19 protein-coding genes are annotated in these 15,202 nt (G+C 53.1%); 10 read left to right on the top strand and 9 right to left on the bottom strand.

Annotation, left to right across the window (positions count from 1 at the left end; genetic code table 11):
* The first annotated feature begins 150 nt into the window (after nucleotides 1-150).
* Nucleotides 151-699, top strand: coding sequence for a thioredoxin fold domain-containing protein (locus AB182_RS11555; protein WP_047370215.1), 549 nt, complete (start codon nucleotides 151-153; stop codon nucleotides 697-699).
* A gap of 63 nt (nucleotides 700-762) precedes the next feature.
* Here AB182_RS11555 and AB182_RS11560 read toward each other — a convergent pair whose 3' ends face one another.
* The gene (locus AB182_RS11560; RefSeq protein WP_047370216.1) at nucleotides 763-1,494 is read right to left on the bottom strand and encodes an SDR family NAD(P)-dependent oxidoreductase; all 732 of its coding nucleotides are present in this window, start codon (nucleotides 1,492-1,494) and stop codon (nucleotides 763-765) included.
* Between the two features lie 99 nt (nucleotides 1,495-1,593).
* On the opposite strand from AB182_RS11560, the gene AB182_RS11565 reads away from it, so the two are divergent.
* The 3 genes from AB182_RS11565 (at nucleotide 1,594) to AB182_RS11575 (ending at nucleotide 3,270) form a co-directional block, all read left to right on the top strand.
* Entirely contained in the window at nucleotides 1,594-1,980 is a 387-nt protein-coding gene (locus AB182_RS11565; RefSeq protein WP_047370217.1) for a winged helix-turn-helix transcriptional regulator, read from the top strand.
* A 397-nt stretch (nucleotides 1,981-2,377) separates the two neighbouring features.
* Nucleotides 2,378-2,539 carry a hypothetical protein gene (locus tag AB182_RS32580; RefSeq protein WP_167337878.1) on the top strand — a complete coding sequence of 54 codons (162 nt, stop codon included), beginning with the start codon at nucleotides 2,378-2,380 and terminating at the stop codon, nucleotides 2,537-2,539.
* A gap of 533 nt (nucleotides 2,540-3,072) precedes the next feature.
* Nucleotides 3,073-3,270 (top strand): hypothetical protein, encoded by a 198-nt coding sequence (locus AB182_RS11575; RefSeq protein ID WP_047370219.1) that lies wholly within the window; start codon nucleotides 3,073-3,075, stop codon nucleotides 3,268-3,270.
* A gap of 289 nt (nucleotides 3,271-3,559) precedes the next feature.
* Here AB182_RS11575 and mgtS read toward each other — a convergent pair whose 3' ends face one another.
* On the bottom strand, nucleotides 3,560-3,655 hold the full coding sequence (mgtS, locus tag AB182_RS31915) for a protein MgtS (RefSeq protein WP_039078912.1): 96 nt from the start codon (nucleotides 3,653-3,655) through the stop codon (nucleotides 3,560-3,562).
* 109 nt (nucleotides 3,656-3,764) lie between these two features.
* Nucleotides 3,765-4,769 carry a transcriptional regulator FtrA gene (ftrA, locus tag AB182_RS11585; protein ID WP_047370220.1) on the bottom strand — a complete coding sequence of 335 codons (1,005 nt, stop codon included), beginning with the start codon at nucleotides 4,767-4,769 and terminating at the stop codon, nucleotides 3,765-3,767.
* 67 nt (nucleotides 4,770-4,836) lie between these two features.
* Between ftrA and AB182_RS11590 the strand changes: the two genes are divergently transcribed.
* The 3 genes from AB182_RS11590 to AB182_RS11600 all read left to right on the top strand — a co-directional run bounded on the left by AB182_RS11590 (nucleotide 4,837) and on the right by AB182_RS11600 (nucleotide 7,879).
* A complete protein-coding gene (locus AB182_RS11590; protein WP_047370221.1) occupies nucleotides 4,837-5,232 on the top strand; it encodes a rhodanese-like domain-containing protein in 396 nt (131 codons plus the stop codon).
* Nucleotides 5,233-5,384: 152 nt separating this feature from the next.
* Nucleotides 5,385-6,488 (top strand): cobalamin-independent methionine synthase II family protein, encoded by a 1,104-nt coding sequence (locus AB182_RS11595; protein WP_047370222.1) that lies wholly within the window; start codon nucleotides 5,385-5,387, stop codon nucleotides 6,486-6,488.
* 155 nt (nucleotides 6,489-6,643) lie between these two features.
* Nucleotides 6,644-7,879, top strand: a complete 1,236-nt coding sequence (locus AB182_RS11600; protein WP_047373267.1) for an MFS transporter — start codon at nucleotides 6,644-6,646, stop codon at nucleotides 7,877-7,879.
* Between the two features lie 8 nt (nucleotides 7,880-7,887).
* Here AB182_RS11600 and ydeE read toward each other — a convergent pair whose 3' ends face one another.
* Nucleotides 7,888-9,075: an efflux MFS transporter YdeE gene (gene ydeE / locus AB182_RS11605; RefSeq protein ID WP_047370223.1), complete on the bottom strand. Its 1,188-nt coding sequence runs from the start codon at nucleotides 9,073-9,075 to the stop codon at nucleotides 7,888-7,890.
* A gap of 195 nt (nucleotides 9,076-9,270) precedes the next feature.
* Between ydeE and eamA the strand changes: the two genes are divergently transcribed.
* Nucleotides 9,271-10,164: an O-acetylserine/cysteine exporter gene (gene eamA, locus AB182_RS11610; RefSeq protein WP_047370224.1), complete on the top strand. Its 894-nt coding sequence runs from the start codon at nucleotides 9,271-9,273 to the stop codon at nucleotides 10,162-10,164.
* 37 nt (nucleotides 10,165-10,201) lie between these two features.
* On the opposite strand, the gene marB is transcribed toward eamA, so the two are convergent.
* Genes marB through marR form a run of 3 tightly spaced genes read right to left on the bottom strand, consistent with a single transcriptional unit; the run spans nucleotide 10,202 to nucleotide 11,285 of the window.
* Nucleotides 10,202-10,417, bottom strand: coding sequence for a multiple antibiotic resistance protein MarB (gene marB, locus AB182_RS11615; RefSeq protein ID WP_047370225.1), 216 nt, complete (start codon nucleotides 10,415-10,417; stop codon nucleotides 10,202-10,204).
* 31 nt (nucleotides 10,418-10,448) lie between these two features.
* On the bottom strand, nucleotides 10,449-10,832 hold the full coding sequence (marA, locus tag AB182_RS11620) for an MDR efflux pump AcrAB transcriptional activator MarA (RefSeq protein ID WP_139153698.1): 384 nt from the start codon (nucleotides 10,830-10,832) through the stop codon (nucleotides 10,449-10,451).
* An 18-nt stretch (nucleotides 10,833-10,850) separates the two neighbouring features.
* Nucleotides 10,851-11,285 (bottom strand): multiple antibiotic resistance transcriptional regulator MarR, encoded by a 435-nt coding sequence (marR, locus tag AB182_RS11625; RefSeq protein WP_039078921.1) that lies wholly within the window; start codon nucleotides 11,283-11,285, stop codon nucleotides 10,851-10,853.
* A gap of 239 nt (nucleotides 11,286-11,524) precedes the next feature.
* Here marR and AB182_RS11630 point away from each other — a divergent pair, with 239 nt between their 5' ends.
* Nucleotides 11,525-12,199: a MarC family NAAT transporter gene (locus tag AB182_RS11630; protein ID WP_047370226.1), complete on the top strand. Its 675-nt coding sequence runs from the start codon at nucleotides 11,525-11,527 to the stop codon at nucleotides 12,197-12,199.
* A gap of 103 nt (nucleotides 12,200-12,302) precedes the next feature.
* Here the strand turns inward: AB182_RS11630 and AB182_RS11635 are convergent, their stop codons facing one another.
* Nucleotides 12,303-13,505: a sugar transporter gene (locus tag AB182_RS11635; protein ID WP_047370227.1), complete on the bottom strand. Its 1,203-nt coding sequence runs from the start codon at nucleotides 13,503-13,505 to the stop codon at nucleotides 12,303-12,305.
* 170 nt (nucleotides 13,506-13,675) lie between these two features.
* Between AB182_RS11635 and AB182_RS11640 the strand changes: the two genes are divergently transcribed.
* Nucleotides 13,676-14,470, top strand: coding sequence for a PhzF family phenazine biosynthesis protein (locus AB182_RS11640; protein WP_047370228.1), 795 nt, complete (start codon nucleotides 13,676-13,678; stop codon nucleotides 14,468-14,470).
* Between the two features lie 52 nt (nucleotides 14,471-14,522).
* Here AB182_RS11640 and AB182_RS11645 read toward each other — a convergent pair whose 3' ends face one another.
* Complete coding sequence (locus tag AB182_RS11645) at nucleotides 14,523-15,200, bottom strand: SDR family NAD(P)-dependent oxidoreductase (protein WP_047370229.1); 678 nt, start codon at nucleotides 15,198-15,200, stop codon at nucleotides 14,523-14,525.
* Nucleotides 15,201-15,202 lie beyond the last annotated feature (2 nt).

Below are 15,202 nucleotides of genomic sequence, written 5' to 3' on the forward strand. Positions count from 1 at the left end.
TTCGCCCTGTCCAGGTGGGAACGGGCAATGCCTGTTTGCATGAAGCGGAGAAGAATGATGAAAAAAATGCAGAAAAAATAATGGATAAGGTGTTAACTGGCTGTGCGAGAAAGGGGTTAATCCGATAGCAAAACAGCAAGGACAAAAGGAATGAGGGGTTTGCTTAAAACATTAGGCGCAGCTTTTATGCTGTCGGCCAGTTCTGTTGCGCTGGCGTCGTCTGTGCCTGCCACAGATGCCACACCGCAGATGGCCTACGAGGATATTTCGCGCTCTTTACCTGCGCTTGAGCCGATTACCTTTCAGGCCAGCGCAGAAAAACACAAGCTGCTGGTTTTTGTTGATAACCAGTGTGTTTATTGTAGTTTCGTCATCAAAAATATTAAGAAATACACGGATGCAGGTTTGACCATGTCATTTGTGACAGTCGTTCCGCCATCAATAAAAGATTCGGTCATAGAGGATATGTCCCGAGTATGGTGCGCGCCAGATCGACCGAAAAGCCTGCAAAACGCGATGGCGGGGTTCTTACCCGCAAATGACAGCACAGAACAATGTAAGCAGCTAATTATTAAGCAATCAGAGCTTGCGGATCGGCTTGGGATTAAGGTAACACCCGTGATGGTTGTGCTGGATCCCGCAATGCACACCTTCCTGGGCAGTCTACCGCCGGATAAAATTCTCTCTGCATTACCGTAATACTGTGCGCGGCGAGATCTGTTTCAAAGGCCGCACCGCGGCCTTTTTTCGGTTCAACGCTTATCACACTTGCGTCAGTCCGCCATCGACGCAAATTTCCGCACCGGCGATATAGCGACTGTCATCACTGGCAAGAAACAGCGCGGCGCTGGCAATTTCATCCGGCGTCCCCATTCGGCCTAATGGAATGGCGCTGATGATCCCCTGACGAAACTCCTCCGATGCGGCGGCCATCATCTCTGTGTCCACCGGGCCTGGCGCGACGACATTTACCCGAATACCACGGGGGGCGAGTTCACGCGTCCAGGTGCGCGCAAAAGAGCGCAGCGCGGCTTTACTGGCGCTGTAGACGCCATAACCTGCCGAACCAATAACGTCAGCGATCGAACCAATTAACACCACGCTGGCGCCGGGATTAAGCAAGGGCAGGGCCGCCTGCAACGCAAACACCGGGGAGCGGACATTAAGCCCAAAAATCTGGTCAAAATGATCGGATGAAATCTGTTCCAGCGTGGCGTGTTCTGACATCCCGGCGTTAATCACCAGCACGTCAATACGACCGGATTGCGCCTGCACTTTTTCCATAATCCGGGTGAGTTCGCTTTGCTGGCTGACATCGGCGCGCAGTGGCAGGGCATTATTTCCGATGGTGGCAACGGCGGCTTGCAACTCTTCGTCCCGGCGAGAAGTAAACCAGGTGGATGCCCCTTCGTGAGCGAAACGTTGACTAATCGCCAGACCGATCCCTTTGGCGCCGCCCAGTACAACGGATACTTTATTATTCAATCTGTTCATCATTGCTCTCCTCATTGAGTGGAAAACAGATGATATAAGTTTTATATTTAGTATCAATTACGCACTTTGTTTATACCAGATATCATTGGATATACCGACATGACAACGATTGACTGTAATAGCCTGAGAGAAGTAGGAAAAACGCGTCCGGTGCTCGAACACATCACCAATAAATGGTCGATTCTCATCCTGACCGTCCTGTGCACTGAGCCCGCTCGCTTCAATGAAATCCGTCGCCGCCTGGACGGTATAACCCATAAGGCGCTGGCTGATGCTCTTAAGCGACTTGAACGCAACGGGCTTGTCTATCGAAAAGTGCTACCCACAATGCCGGTAGGGGTGGAATACAGCATCACGCCTCTGGGGCATTCACTGCGCGAACCTTTCGAGGCGCTGTATCAGTGGGCGCTGGAACATGGCCCGACCCTGGAAGCTGCACAAAAAGAGTATGACAAACAAGAGCATGAGGAAGAGTTCGTCGGCTAACAGGATGTTGTATGGCTCAAGGGACATTCCGCTGCTCATTTTTTCAGACGTCGCCATGAAGAGTGCCTGAATATTTCATAAACACGCTGGAAGAATATCAGCGTGTTTACGACAATATCGTAGATAGCAAAAACCATTTGAGGGAAAAAGAATATTTATTTGTCGTGTGGCTTTCATATGAAGGTGTGGTGGATATTTTTCGTGCGTTAACTTTGTATATCAGGTGCGCGATTTCAGATGCAACAGGTGAGCATTTCTGACAATGCCTCTGCCTGATGATAGTGATTTTTATAAAACTAAATAAATAGATGATCTTTATCAGTAGGTTTATGATTAACGCTGGCTACAATAAAATAAAGCAACAATGAATAGCGTTACAGAGACAGGGGGATGGCGTATGAAATGGATTCGTTATAAGAAAAGACTGCATCGGTTAACCACTATTATCCCCGGCTGCGAATATCGACTGGCCATTCCCGAAGAACGGTCGGCAGTGACAGTTGATCGCGTTGCCCTGGAAAAAGTCGTGCGCGAACATTATGGTCTGAAGTGGCACTGAATAATCATGCAAAATTAGCTGCATAATATACGCCCTGGCGAACGTCAGGGCTCATAATGTTGTTCACCCTCTTTATTTATCGCAAAGCCAGCTTCTGGTCATGATAGCAAACGCGCTGACCATTCAGGTTTCATCACTGGCAAGAACCGAACAAATCTCTTCTGCCTTTCGATCAACGAGACTACCGGCTTGTACAACGATAACCCTTCCTCCTCTGCGTTACGTGCTGACCTGCGCTTCGTTAATTCTGGAATGTCAGGATTGGTTACATTTTTTTTCGCCTGCGCATCAGCGAATGTCATGAAGCGCCATGGGGCTGACCTGCGCTTTTTAGCCGCTGGAAAATCAGTCAATTAGGCGAATTATCTTCGTGCGTCTCTTTTATCAGAACACGTCACACCGTTTCGTTTTGCCTAAAAACCCTGCATTAAGTAAGAATTTTATCGCTTTTTAGCCACGAAGCATGGCGAGCTGAAAACCCTATGCTAAATTTTTTCTGACTTCACAAAGAAGTCGAAAAGAGAGGAAACGGTATGAAATTCAATGACGAGCGCACGGGACTCATTGGATTAGCCATTGGGGCCGCTGTTATTGGGCTGATTTCGGGCGGTAAGATCATTAATCGTGACAATATCATTGAAGAGATAGAGCGTCAGGGCAGAGACAGGGGTGACGGTGTGGAGGATGCCATTTTTGCGCAAGCGGCGAATCTGGTAATGAAAGGGAAATAAAAATCCACGACGTTGAGCGGCATCACACGAAGGCCATTACAAATGTGACTTCTGAGCTTAGTTCGTCATCGTTTACTCTTTATTTAGGAAGTACCGGGTAGATTAAAAGTGAATCGTTAATCCTGTGGCTACAGGGTAGCGTATAGTCCAAAACACAAATCTATCCATGCAAGCATTTTACCGTCAGTCTCTACTGGCGGTTTTTTTTATCTGTACGATAGCAAAAAAGAAGGCCCCCCGCGGTGTTTCGGCGCGAGGGGCCTGTTTGGTGGGGGATTATCTCCGTTCATCAGTCGTCCCATTTATGGCTAAAATAAGCAGCAAGAAAACCAGAAAATAAAATGATTCCCAGCACTGCAATAAAGACATGCATATTTCCCAACATCGTTACTCTCCTGTTACTGAATAATTCTGACCTCACTTACCTTTCATTATTTGCCGCGTTGATTGGAATACTACCTGACTAAATCTAAACAATAGCTTAATTATGTGAACTATTTATTTGCGAGCGTAAATTTTTTGCGGAATTGTCCTGGGGTGAGTGCATATTGTTGCTGAAAGTGATGGCGCAGGGCGGCGGCATTGCTGAAACCGATTTGTCCGGCGATCGCATCAATATTCATCTTCGACTGCGTCAGTAGCTCTTCGGCCCGGCGCAGACGGGCCTGCAAAATCCAGCGGGCGGGCGTGGTGCCAGTGGCCTCGGCAAAACGGCGTAAAAAGGTACGCGGGCTCATGCCGACATGACGGGCAAGCGACTCAACGGTGTGGCTCGCGTCAAGTTGCTGTTGCAGGAAATCAAACAATTTCCCCAGCGACTGGCTCTCCCTTGAACGGGCAACCGGTGCCGTCACTTTTTGCGTCTGCATTCCGTCGCGGTGGGGCTGAACCACCAGACGCCGGGCGACATTATTGGCGATGTCGCGACCGAAATCGGTTCTGACGACGTGCAGACACAGATCGATGCCCGCCGCGCTTCCGGCAGACGTCATTACGCGACCCTCATCATAATAGAGAGCATCTTCCAGCACTTCGATGGCCGGATAGCGCTGACGCAGCAGGTCAGTATACCGCCAGTGGGTTGTCGCTTTTCGACCGTTGAGGAGCCCGGCAGCGGCAAGCACAAACACCCCGGAGCAGATAGACATTATCCGGCATCCGCGCTGGTGGGCCTGGCGCAGTGCATGGCAAAGTGCTTCCGGTACCGGCGTCTGTGCGCCGCGCCAGCCGGGAACAATAATCGTATCGGCCCGCTCAAGCAATTCCACGCCGCCTTCGGTCATAATGCGGATACCGCCTGTCGCGCGCAGCTCTCCTTCATCCACCGCCGCAACGGCAAAGTGATACCAGTTATCGCCCAGCTCCGGACGTGGCAAGCCAAAAATTTCCACGGCGACGCCAAACTCAAAGGTACATAAACCATCGTATGCGAGAGCGACGACAACATGCTGCTGTCCGGGGGGCGGTGAAATTGTCATGTTTTTGTTGTTATCTGGCATAAAGCTATACGGTCACGGTGTCTTGTTTTCGTTAGATTAGTGTTAACACAAACCTGGAGAAAGCACTATGAGCTATGTTTCGGAAGTCCCCGCCGCCTCGCCAGAGGTGACCGCCAGCCACTTTTTACGCCGCCTGAGCGTCGAGACCGATTGCGCCGATGTCCACCATGCGTTGACGCACGAGGAACAAGATTTTGTGCTGTTACATGTCGTGGGTAGCCCGGAGACCTTCGCCAGGCGCCATATTCCAGGCGCGATCCATCTGCCACATTCGCAAATGACGCCAGAGCGCATGGCGCAATGGCCTCAGGACACGCTCTTTGTCGTCTATTGCGCAGCCCCCCATTGTAACGGGGCTGATCGTGCGGCGCTAAAACTGGCGCGAATGGGGTTGGCGGTAAAAATCATGCTCGGCGGGTTAACCGGCTGGGAAGATGAAGGATACCGTTTTGCGGCAAATTGAATATTTTTCATGGGTGATGAGAAATTCTCGTTTGCTACACGGACACTGCGTGTGACATTTTATTTGGACATTTAGCCGTCCAGATGGCTAAAAATTCAAATAATGAACTATCACGCCGGTAAACTATCTGGCCGGCGTGCAAGGAGAACACCATGCAGCGACATCAGGCCCCGTTCCGCGCAGACGTAGTCGGCAGTTTTTTACGCCCGGACACCATTAAACAGGCACGTCAACAATTTGCGCAGGGCAGTATCAGTGCGCAGCAACTGCGAACGGTGGAAAACGAGGCTATCCGTCAGGTGGTTCAGCAACAGTGTGACTGCGGCCTGCACGTGGTCACCGACGGTGAGTTCCGCCGCGCCTGGTGGCATTTTGATTTCTTTGATGGTTTGCAGGGCGTTGAGCGCTATGACGCGGATAAAGGCATCCAGTTTAATGGTGTGCAGACCAAAGCTCATGGCGTGCGGGTGACCGGAAAACTCGGTTTTGGCGCTCACCCGATGCTGGAAGATTTTATTTACCTGAAAAGCATTTGCGGCAATGCGCAACCGAAGATGACCATTCCAAGCCCGAGCGTGTTGCATTTTCGCGGCGGTCGTAAAGATATCGACGCCACGGTTTATCCGGACCTGGCAGACTATTTTGAAGATTTGGCGACGACCTGGCGCGATGCGATTCATGCTTTCTACGCCGCGGGTTGCCGCTATTTGCAACTGGACGACACCGTCTGGGCCTACCTGTGCTCTGACGATCAGCGTCGCCAGATCCGTGAACGCGGCGAAGACCCGGATGAGCTGGCCCGCATCTATGCCCGCGTGCTGAACAAAGCGCTGGAAGGCAAACCCGCTGACTTAACGATTGGTCTGCATGTTTGCCGGGGTAATTTCCGCTCCACCTGGATTTCCGAAGGCGGCTATGAGCCGGTAGCGGAAGTGCTGTTTGGCAGCGTGAATGTCGATGCGTTCTACCTTGAGTATGATAATGACCGCTCCGGTGATTTCGCACCACTGCGCTTTATTCGTCCGGGTAAACAGCAGGTGGTATTAGGGCTGATCACTACCAAAAAGGGTGAGCTGGAAAATCCGGAAGGTATCAAAGCGCGCTTACAGGAAGCGGCGAAATATGTCTGTCTGAACCAGCTTTGCCTGAGCCCGCAGTGTGGTTTTGCCTCAACGGAGGAGGGGAACACGCTGACAGCAGAGCAACAATGGGATAAAGTGCGCCTCGTTACGCAGATAGCGCAACAGGTGTGGTAATCCGCGAGTCATAACGACGCACGAAATGCCATGGGCATGCGGGGTCTCCTGCATGTCCTTTCTTTATTTATTCGGCAGGGCCTAAGCCAGACACATGGAGTCATTCATGACAACAAAAAGGGATGATTGGGAGCAGCCTCGTGGAAACTGAGGTGATGGCGTCGCGCGGTCAACGGGCCTTTCACTCTTCATCCTTTCGCTATCTGTTTTTCGGCCGCCTGCTGACCGTTCTGGGAAACGGCATTGCCCCGATTGCGCTGGCGTTCGCGGTGCTGGATATCGGTGGCTCTGCGACGGACTTAGGTCTGGTCGTGGCGGCCCGTTCACTCTTTAACGTTATCTTCCTGCTGCTCGGTGGCGTGCTCGCAGACCGCTACTCGCGAAGCCTGGTGCTGGTCTCCTCGTCGCTGGTTGCGGCAGTGGCGCAAGGGATGGTGGCATGGCTGGTGCTGGACGGCAGCGCAACTATCATGCTGCTGGCTGTGCTCGGGGCGCTTAACGGCGCGGCGGCGGGCATTGCCTTACCCGCCTCTTCGGCGATGGTGCCGCAAACGGTGCCGGTACGTACCCTACGCGAAGCCAATGCCTTTATTCAGCTTGGCGTTTATGGCGGCACGGTGATTGGCGCGTCGCTTGGCGGTATGCTCACCAGCACCATCGGTCCCGGATGGGGGCTGGCGATTGATGCGCTTGGCTTTGCGGCCTCGGCTCCGCTCTACTTACTGATTCGTGTCGGGGCTATCGCATCGCACGATGCGCAATCAAATATTGTGCAGGATTTGCGCGATGGCTGGAAAGAGTTTATCGCCCGCACCTGGGTCTGGGCAATTGTGGTGCAGTTTACTATCGTCAATGCGGCCTTTAGTGGCATGGCGATGGTGCTCGGTCCGATCGTGGCGGATGAAACATTTGGGCGTACCGGCTGGGGGCTTGCCGTGGCGGCGCAAAGCGTTGGCCTGATTGCCGGTTCGCTGATTGCGCTGCGCTGGCGGCCCCGGCGCGATCTGTTTATTGGCGTGGTGATGGTAAACTTTTGTGCGTTGCCACTACTGGCGCTGGGGGTGTATCCCACCACGACAGCGCTCATGGCAGGTTTCTTCCTGGCAGGCGTGAGCTTTGGTCTGTTTGGCGTGGTATGGGCGCAGTCACTGCAAACACATATCCCGCCGGAAAAACTCGCGCGAGTTTACGCTTATGATGCGCTGGGCTCGTTCGTGGCGATCCCGGTGGGTGAAATTGCCGCCGGTCCGCTGGCACAGCACTATGGCAGCACCAGTGTCCTGCTGGCCTGCGCGCTTTCGGTGGTGCTGGCGACGGTGGCAGCCTGTTTTGTGCCCGCCATCCGTCTGCTCGACAACACGCCGCAGATCCGCACGAACCACGAAAGGTAAGGCAGGCGCTAGCTTGCCTGCAACACACCCAGCGGTTTTGCCTGCATCCCCCTCAGCATCATCAGCCAGGCCAGGACGATGGTCACCATCATAATGACGAAAAGCGTCCATGCCGGCAGGGTGGTCAGGATAATCCCGGTTAACAACGGGTTCATTGCCGCGCCCAGCCAGCCCAGCGCCTGGGCCGAGAAATAGCTCGCTTTCATTCCCGGCGGGGCAATGTTATCAATCAGCATGTACTCGCCGGGCGCGTAAATGACTTCGCCAAGGGTAAAGACGGCGGCCGACGCGCCCCAGAACCAGAGATTATCCCCGGAAAACATAAAGCCGCCCAGTCCCAGGACAAAACAGACGGTACCAAAGGCCATTAACGGACGCAGGTTCTTTGCCGTCAGCTTACTTCCCAGCCCGTATTGCAGTGTCACCACCACGGCGGCATTGACCGGCAGTACCACGGCAACCACTTTTTCGGCAACGTCGCCGTCCGCGATTGACATGACATACTGAGCAATGCAAGACGCAAACGATCCGGCGACAAAGGAGGCCAGCAGTCCGGATAAGGTAAACCAGCGTAGCGCACGGTCACGCAACAACACTGACGGCGACCAGGCCACGCTGTTTTCGCTGCTCTGCGCCACGCTGACACGGCGAACGAACATCTGGATAAACACCAGTGGTACCGCAGAACAGAAGGCCGCAAGCCAGAAGGGCAGATTGATACTGTACATGACCAGCATCGTGCCAATCGGTGGACCGATGGTCCAGCCAACATTAATAAACGTGTAGTTGAGAGAGAAAATCCGTGCTTTCGCCGCCGCACCCAGCGTATCGGAAAAATAGGCTTTCAGAACGGTCGAAAAGACCGAGTAGGCGCAGTTAATGAGCGAGAAAAAGAGCACCACCAGACCGGCGTGGCTGACCAGGGGAATGGCGCTAAAACCAAACAAAAAGACGGCGATCGCCAGTAACATATAGCGTTTTTTATCGAACTTATCCGCCAGAATACCGAAGCCAAGACTAAAGACCACGCCGATAGTCAAGGCCGTTGTCATCGCATAACCCACCTGGTCAACAGACATGGCGTACTGGCGATTGAGATAGATAGTCATAAAGGGCAGCGTTGCCCCGCGACCGATGGTTAACAGTAACGACGACGCCAGTAACGCGGCGGTAGACCGCTTTTGTGTTGAGATCATTTTCCTGCCCGACAATGCCTGTTGTTATAGTTTTTTGTGATGTCTAACAGCAATAACATGCATAAAGCGTGATGTACACCGGTTGATTTATCACGGGATGCCAAAACGGACCTGCCAAAAATAATGATCTGTCTCTGGACTGTTTTTTGCGTTAACGTAACTTTTTTTACAAAAGTTTAAAAAACAGAGGCGAAAATGACGCGTAAAGATGGACTGCTGGCGCTGTTGGTCGTGGTGGTATGGGGCCTGAATTTTGTGGTGATCAAAGTCGGGTTGCATAATATGCCTCCACTCATGCTGGCGGGTTTACGCTTCGTCCTGGTCGCCTTTCCGGCATTACTGTTTATTGCGCGGCCTAAAGTGCCACTGCGCTTACTCCTGGGCTACGGGCTGACCATCAGTTTTGGCCAGTTTGCCTTCTTATTTTGCGCCATCAAATTCGGCATGCCTGCGGGCCTGGCGTCGCTGGTGCTGCAGGCTCAGGCATTTTTCACCATCATTCTTGGCGCCGGCGTATTCGGCGAACGTCTGCAGGGGAAACAACTGGCGGGTATTACGCTTGCGGTACTGGGTGTGCTGGTGTTGATTGAGGCCAGCCTGAGCGGACAACATATCCCGATGATCGGATTTGCCCTGACCCTCGCGGCGGCGTTCAGTTGGGCCTGTGGCAATATCTTCAATAAGAAAATCATGAGCCACACTTCGCGCCCCCCGGTCATGTCACTGGTGGTCTGGAGTGCATTGATTCCGATAATCCCCTTTATGGTGGCCTCGATGATATTTGAAGGCCCGGCGTTAATGCTACAAAGTCTGGTCAGTATTGACCTGACGACGATTCTGTCGCTGGTCTATCTGGCGTTTGTGGCAACAATTGTCGGTTATGGTATCTGGGGGGCGCTGCTCGGGCGTTATGAAACCTGGCGTGTGGCGCCGCTGTCGTTGCTGGTGCCCGTAGTGGGAATGGCCAGTGCCGCGCTGCTTCTGGGTGAGTCGCTGTCGGTATTGCAACTGGGCGGGGCGGTGCTGATTATGGCGGGGTTGTACATTAATGTGTTTGGTTTTCGCTTACGCCGTGCGGTTCAGGCGTAGGGGATAAAAAAGCCCCGCCGAAGGCGGGGCAAAACGATTAGGTGCGTGCGTTGTAATAAGGCACGCCCAACTCGTCGGATTTATCACTCCCGGCCCCCATGTGGTTAAAGTCGAAAGGCGACTGTTCATGGGAAGTGGGCATTACCATTGTGTCACGTGGGTTCTGTTTCGCAGGGTGTGCGAATTGTTCCGCATAACTCTGGCCGGTCAGTAACACCATCACGGTGAGGGCGGCACAGGCAATACGTTTCATGATTTCCTCGATACGTCTTTAAAACAGGCGATTAGCAATTACAGTGGTTTAACGGAAATAGATAGCGAGACTCGCCGGGTATTTCGGTCACACGATATTTGTGTGGCGGCACGTCAAAGTAGTTTTTGAACGTACGCGTCAGGGTTTGTTGCGATTCAAACCCATAGCGCTCCGCGAGATACAGGATCGGTTCATTACTGCCTTTCAGCTTCTGTGCGATTTCAGTCAGCTTACGGCTGCGAATGTACTGCCCCAGTGAGTGCCCCGTCTCTTTTTTAAACATCCGTTGCAGGTGCCATTTGGAGTAACCCGAACGCTCAGACACTTTTTCCAGTGAGAGCGGCGATTCCAGGTTATCTTCAATCCAGTCCAAAATGCTATGAATAGTGATGGCGTCAGTATTGCGTCTGGACATCGTCATACCTCTTTTTCGTTACGGCAAGATTTTCTTGAGCAAGTGCTCCAGAGTTGCCACTTCTTCTGCCGTTAAGTTTTTTGTTAATTCCTGATGCAGGTTTTGCCCTACTAATTGATGACATTGCTCACACAGCGCGGCACCGTCGGTGGTTAATTGCACCAGCACGCCGCGCTTGTCATGCGGATTAGGATTTCTTTCGATCCAGCCTTTGCAGACCAGTCGGTCAAGCATGCGCGTTAGCGCACCAAGGTCGACGGAGAGGATCTTTTTTAATTCGACCGGGGTGATACATCCCTGACAGCGGATAGAACAGAGCACCTTAAACTGCGTGGCGGTGACATCCAGCGGCGCAAGATAGTCGTTAAGTAAGCGATCTTTTTTTTGGTTAACCATATGGATCAAGCGACCAAGTGGAATGATTTCGTTAAACAGATCACTTGTGCTTTTCACAGTGGTTGCCCCGGCAAGTATATTAGTCACGGCAGATATTATTGCTCAGGCAAGTATAAGTCAACTGAATGAATTGGGGCATGCCACGATTTGCTAAAACAGGGTTACGTCTGTTTTTCTGCTCGACTATGTGTATGTTTTTATGAGTTTAATTAATGGATAAGCAAAGCCAGTGCCGATAAAGCCACGCTGAAGATATACTCTCGGGTACGTTTGTTGGCCCTGGAGTGTCTTCGTAGATGATGGATTTATTGAAAGTTATTGGCCTTGGACTGGTGGTGATCCTTCCGCTGGCGAACCCGCTTACCACCGTGGCGCTCTTTTTGGGGCTCGCGGGCAATATGAACAGCGCCCAGCGCAACCAACAGTCGCTGATGGCCTCTGTCTATGTCTTTGCCATCATGATGGTGGCGTATTATGCCGGGCAATTGGTGATGAATACCTTCGGGATTTCGATACCGGGGTTGCGTATCGCCGGTGGCCTGATCGTGGCCTTTATCGGTTTCCGTATGCTTTTCCCGCCGCAGAAAATGCATGAGGCGCCGGAGATCAAAACCAAATCGGAAGAGCTGGAAGAGGAGCCGACGGCCAATATCGCTTTCGTTCCCTTAGCGATGCCGAGTACTGCCGGGCCGGGGACGATTGCGATGATCATCAGCTCCGCGTCGACCGTGCGCGAAAGCACCGACTTCCCTGAGTGGGTGTTAATGGTTGCGCCCCCGCTGATTTTCGCCGTCGTGGCAGTGATTTTGTGGGTATGTTTGCGTAGCTCCGGCGCGATAATGCGGCTGGTGGGTAAGGGTGGGATTGAGGCTATCTCCCGGCTTATGGGCTTTTTGCTGGTCTGTATGGGTGTTCAGTTTATCATTAATGGCGTGCTGGAAATCATTGCAACCTTCCACGCTACGGCCTGATGCGACCGCGTGAGAGCGGCCAACAGCCCGTGATGACTGAGACGGGACGATGAGTAGAACCCGTCAGCGGGTTGCGAAACGACAACTCGCTGACGGTGAGGCGTTACAGAGTGTGCGGTTGCTGTCTTTCTTCTGCTGATACCGGCCAGCGCCGGAAAATCACGACCGACCAGACCAGCGCGGCCAGCGCAGGAATAGCACCCGCATAGCCAATGGCTGACATCGACCACTGCAGGCTGATTTGGTTACCGACCAGCGCGCCTGCGCCAATCCCGATATTGAAAATTCCCGAGAACAGTGACATGGCCACATCGGTCGCATCCGGTGCCAGCGCCAGGACTTTCACCTGCATACCGAGGCCGATAATCATAATTGCGATACCCCAGAAAATGCTCAGCACGGCCAGGTTTATCTCACTGCCTGCCGCAGGGCGTAGCAACAACAGCGAAATAACCAGCAGGCCAATCGCGCCGCTGATAAGGCCGGAGGCATGTTTATTGCCCAGTTTGCCAAACAGCACGCTACCGAGGATCCCCGCACCGCCGAGTATCAGCAGCAACAAGGTCGCGAAATTACCGCTGAGGCCCGCCACCGTCTGCACGAACGGTTCGATATAGCTGTAGGCGGTGTAGTGGGCGGTAACCACAATGACCGTCAGCAAATAAATGGACAACAGCGCCGGGCGACGGAACAGTTCAGGCAGACTACGCAGTGAACCTGAGTGCTCACTGGGCAGTTTCGGCAACAGTTTAATCAGACACAGCAGAGTAACCAGCGCGCCAAAACCGATGGCGAAGAAGGTCGTACGCCAGCCAAAATATTGGCCGACGACGCGACCAATCGGAATACCCAGCACCATCGCCAGCGCGGTACCGGTAGCGATAAGGCTCAGCGCCTGCGCGCGTTTACCCGCCGGGGCCAGTCGTATTGCGAGCGACGCGGTGATGGACCAGAAAATCGCATGGGCGAAAGCAATACCAATGCGGCTGATTACCAGCACATGGAAATTCCACGCCAGGAAGGAGAGGACATGACTGCCAATAAACAAAACGAACAGGCCAATCAGCAGCTTGCGACGCTCTACCTGGCTGGTCAGCAGCATAAACGGCAGTGACATCAGCGCCACAACCCAAGCGTAGATCGTCAGCATAATACCGACCTGCGGCGTTTCCATATTGAAACTTTGCGCGATGTCCGACAGCAGCCCCACAGGCACGAACTCAGTAGTGTTGAAAATGAACGCAGCAATGGCAAGCGTAACCACCCGAAGCCACGCGACTTTTCGTGAAACCATTTGTGTTGTCATATCTTTTGGGATCGGTTGCAGGGGAAGAATATGGGCAGATCTTAGATCTAATTCTGCTCAAAATACAAACTTTTTGTGATCAATGTCTCATTTTTAATTGGGGCACAACGTTGTCAGTTGAAACAAAAAGCAATACAAGGGAAAAACAAAGGAAAACAAGAGGAAAGGCTATGCACACAATCGACTTCTATATGGTGGACGCGTTTAGCGACCATACGTTTGGCGGTAATGCCGCCGCAGTTTGTCCGCTAACGGAATGGTTGCCGGATGATGTGCTGTTGAAAATGGCACAGCAACACAACCAGTCTGAGACGGCGTTCTTTGTTCGTAACGACGACGGCTTTGAGCTGCGCTGGTTTACCACGCAGTACGAAATCAACCTTTGCGGGCATGCCACGCTTGCCGCCGCGCACGTGATTTTTGAATACCTGGACTACCCCGATACACACATTAACTTTACTACCCGTTTTGTTGGCCCGCTTATCGTAAGCCGCAAAGGCGACTGGCTGACCCTGGACTTCCCGGCCTGGCAGACAGAACGGGTGGCAGCACCGCCTGCGCTGCTGTTTGAAACACTGGGTATCACCCAGGCCAAAGAGGTACGCGTGGCGCGCGATTATATGGTGGTGCTGGAAAACCAGCAGCAGGTTGAAGCGGTGACCCCTGACATCGCCGCGATGATCCCTTTAAAGAAAATGGTCTGTATTACCGCGCCAGGCGACAAGCATGATTTTGTCAGTCGCTTTTTCTGTCCGGGCGAATCGGTGCCGGAAGATCCGGTAACCGGCTCGACCCACAGCATGCTGATTCCATACTGGGCGGATAAACTCGGTAAATCCGTTTTGCAGGCACGTCAACTTTCAGCCCGTGGCGGTGAACTGCGCTGCGAAGCGCGTGGCGAAAGGGTATTGATTGGCGGTCAGGCAACCACCTATCTGATAGGTAAAGTCTACTTGCGCGGCTGAATACAAGCGTAGATGAGAAATTAAGACGGGTGACAGTGTCACCCGTCTTTCGTTACTTAAGCGATGCGCCGCCACAGATCACCAATTCCTGACCGGTAATGGCCGCCGCCTCTGGTGACAGGACAAATCCTACCAGTGCTGCCACTTCCTCAGGCGAAATCAATCGTCCAATGGGCGGCATAGTGGGCGGCGAGCTTGCGCGTCCGGGCGCACTGAGCATCGGCGTTTGTGTCGCCCCAGGAGCGACCACGTTGGCGGTGATCCCCCTCGGCGCCAGTTCTGCTGCCCAACTGCGCACCATGCCCACCAGCGCCGCCTTGGTGGCAACATACTGCGATCGTCCCGCTGCACCGCGCGACGTCCGGCTGCCAATGACCACTATCCTGCCTCCGGACGCCATCTGTGGGGCAAAGTGATTGATCAGTGTCTCCGCCGCCAGCACATGCAATTGCCACAACCGCTGACTGACCTCAGGTGTTAACTCGCCAAGCGGTGCTGAGGCCATCATTCCGGCGGCATGAATGACTGCATGAGGCTCAGCCAGGGTGGTCAGCACCTCTCGCAGGGCCGCGCCGTCACTGAGATCGACACATATGCTGTTAAATCCCGTGTTGTCACGCCTGACGTTTGAACGGCTAAGCCCGGTGACATTCCATCCCTGATTGAGCAGACGGCTGACAATAGCCTCGCCAATTCCGGAACTTGCACCAGTTACGATTGCGTGTGGCATAT

It is taken from the genome of Phytobacter ursingii (genome assembly GCF_001022135.1).
Classification (GTDB): domain Bacteria; phylum Pseudomonadota; class Gammaproteobacteria; order Enterobacterales; family Enterobacteriaceae; genus Phytobacter; species Phytobacter ursingii.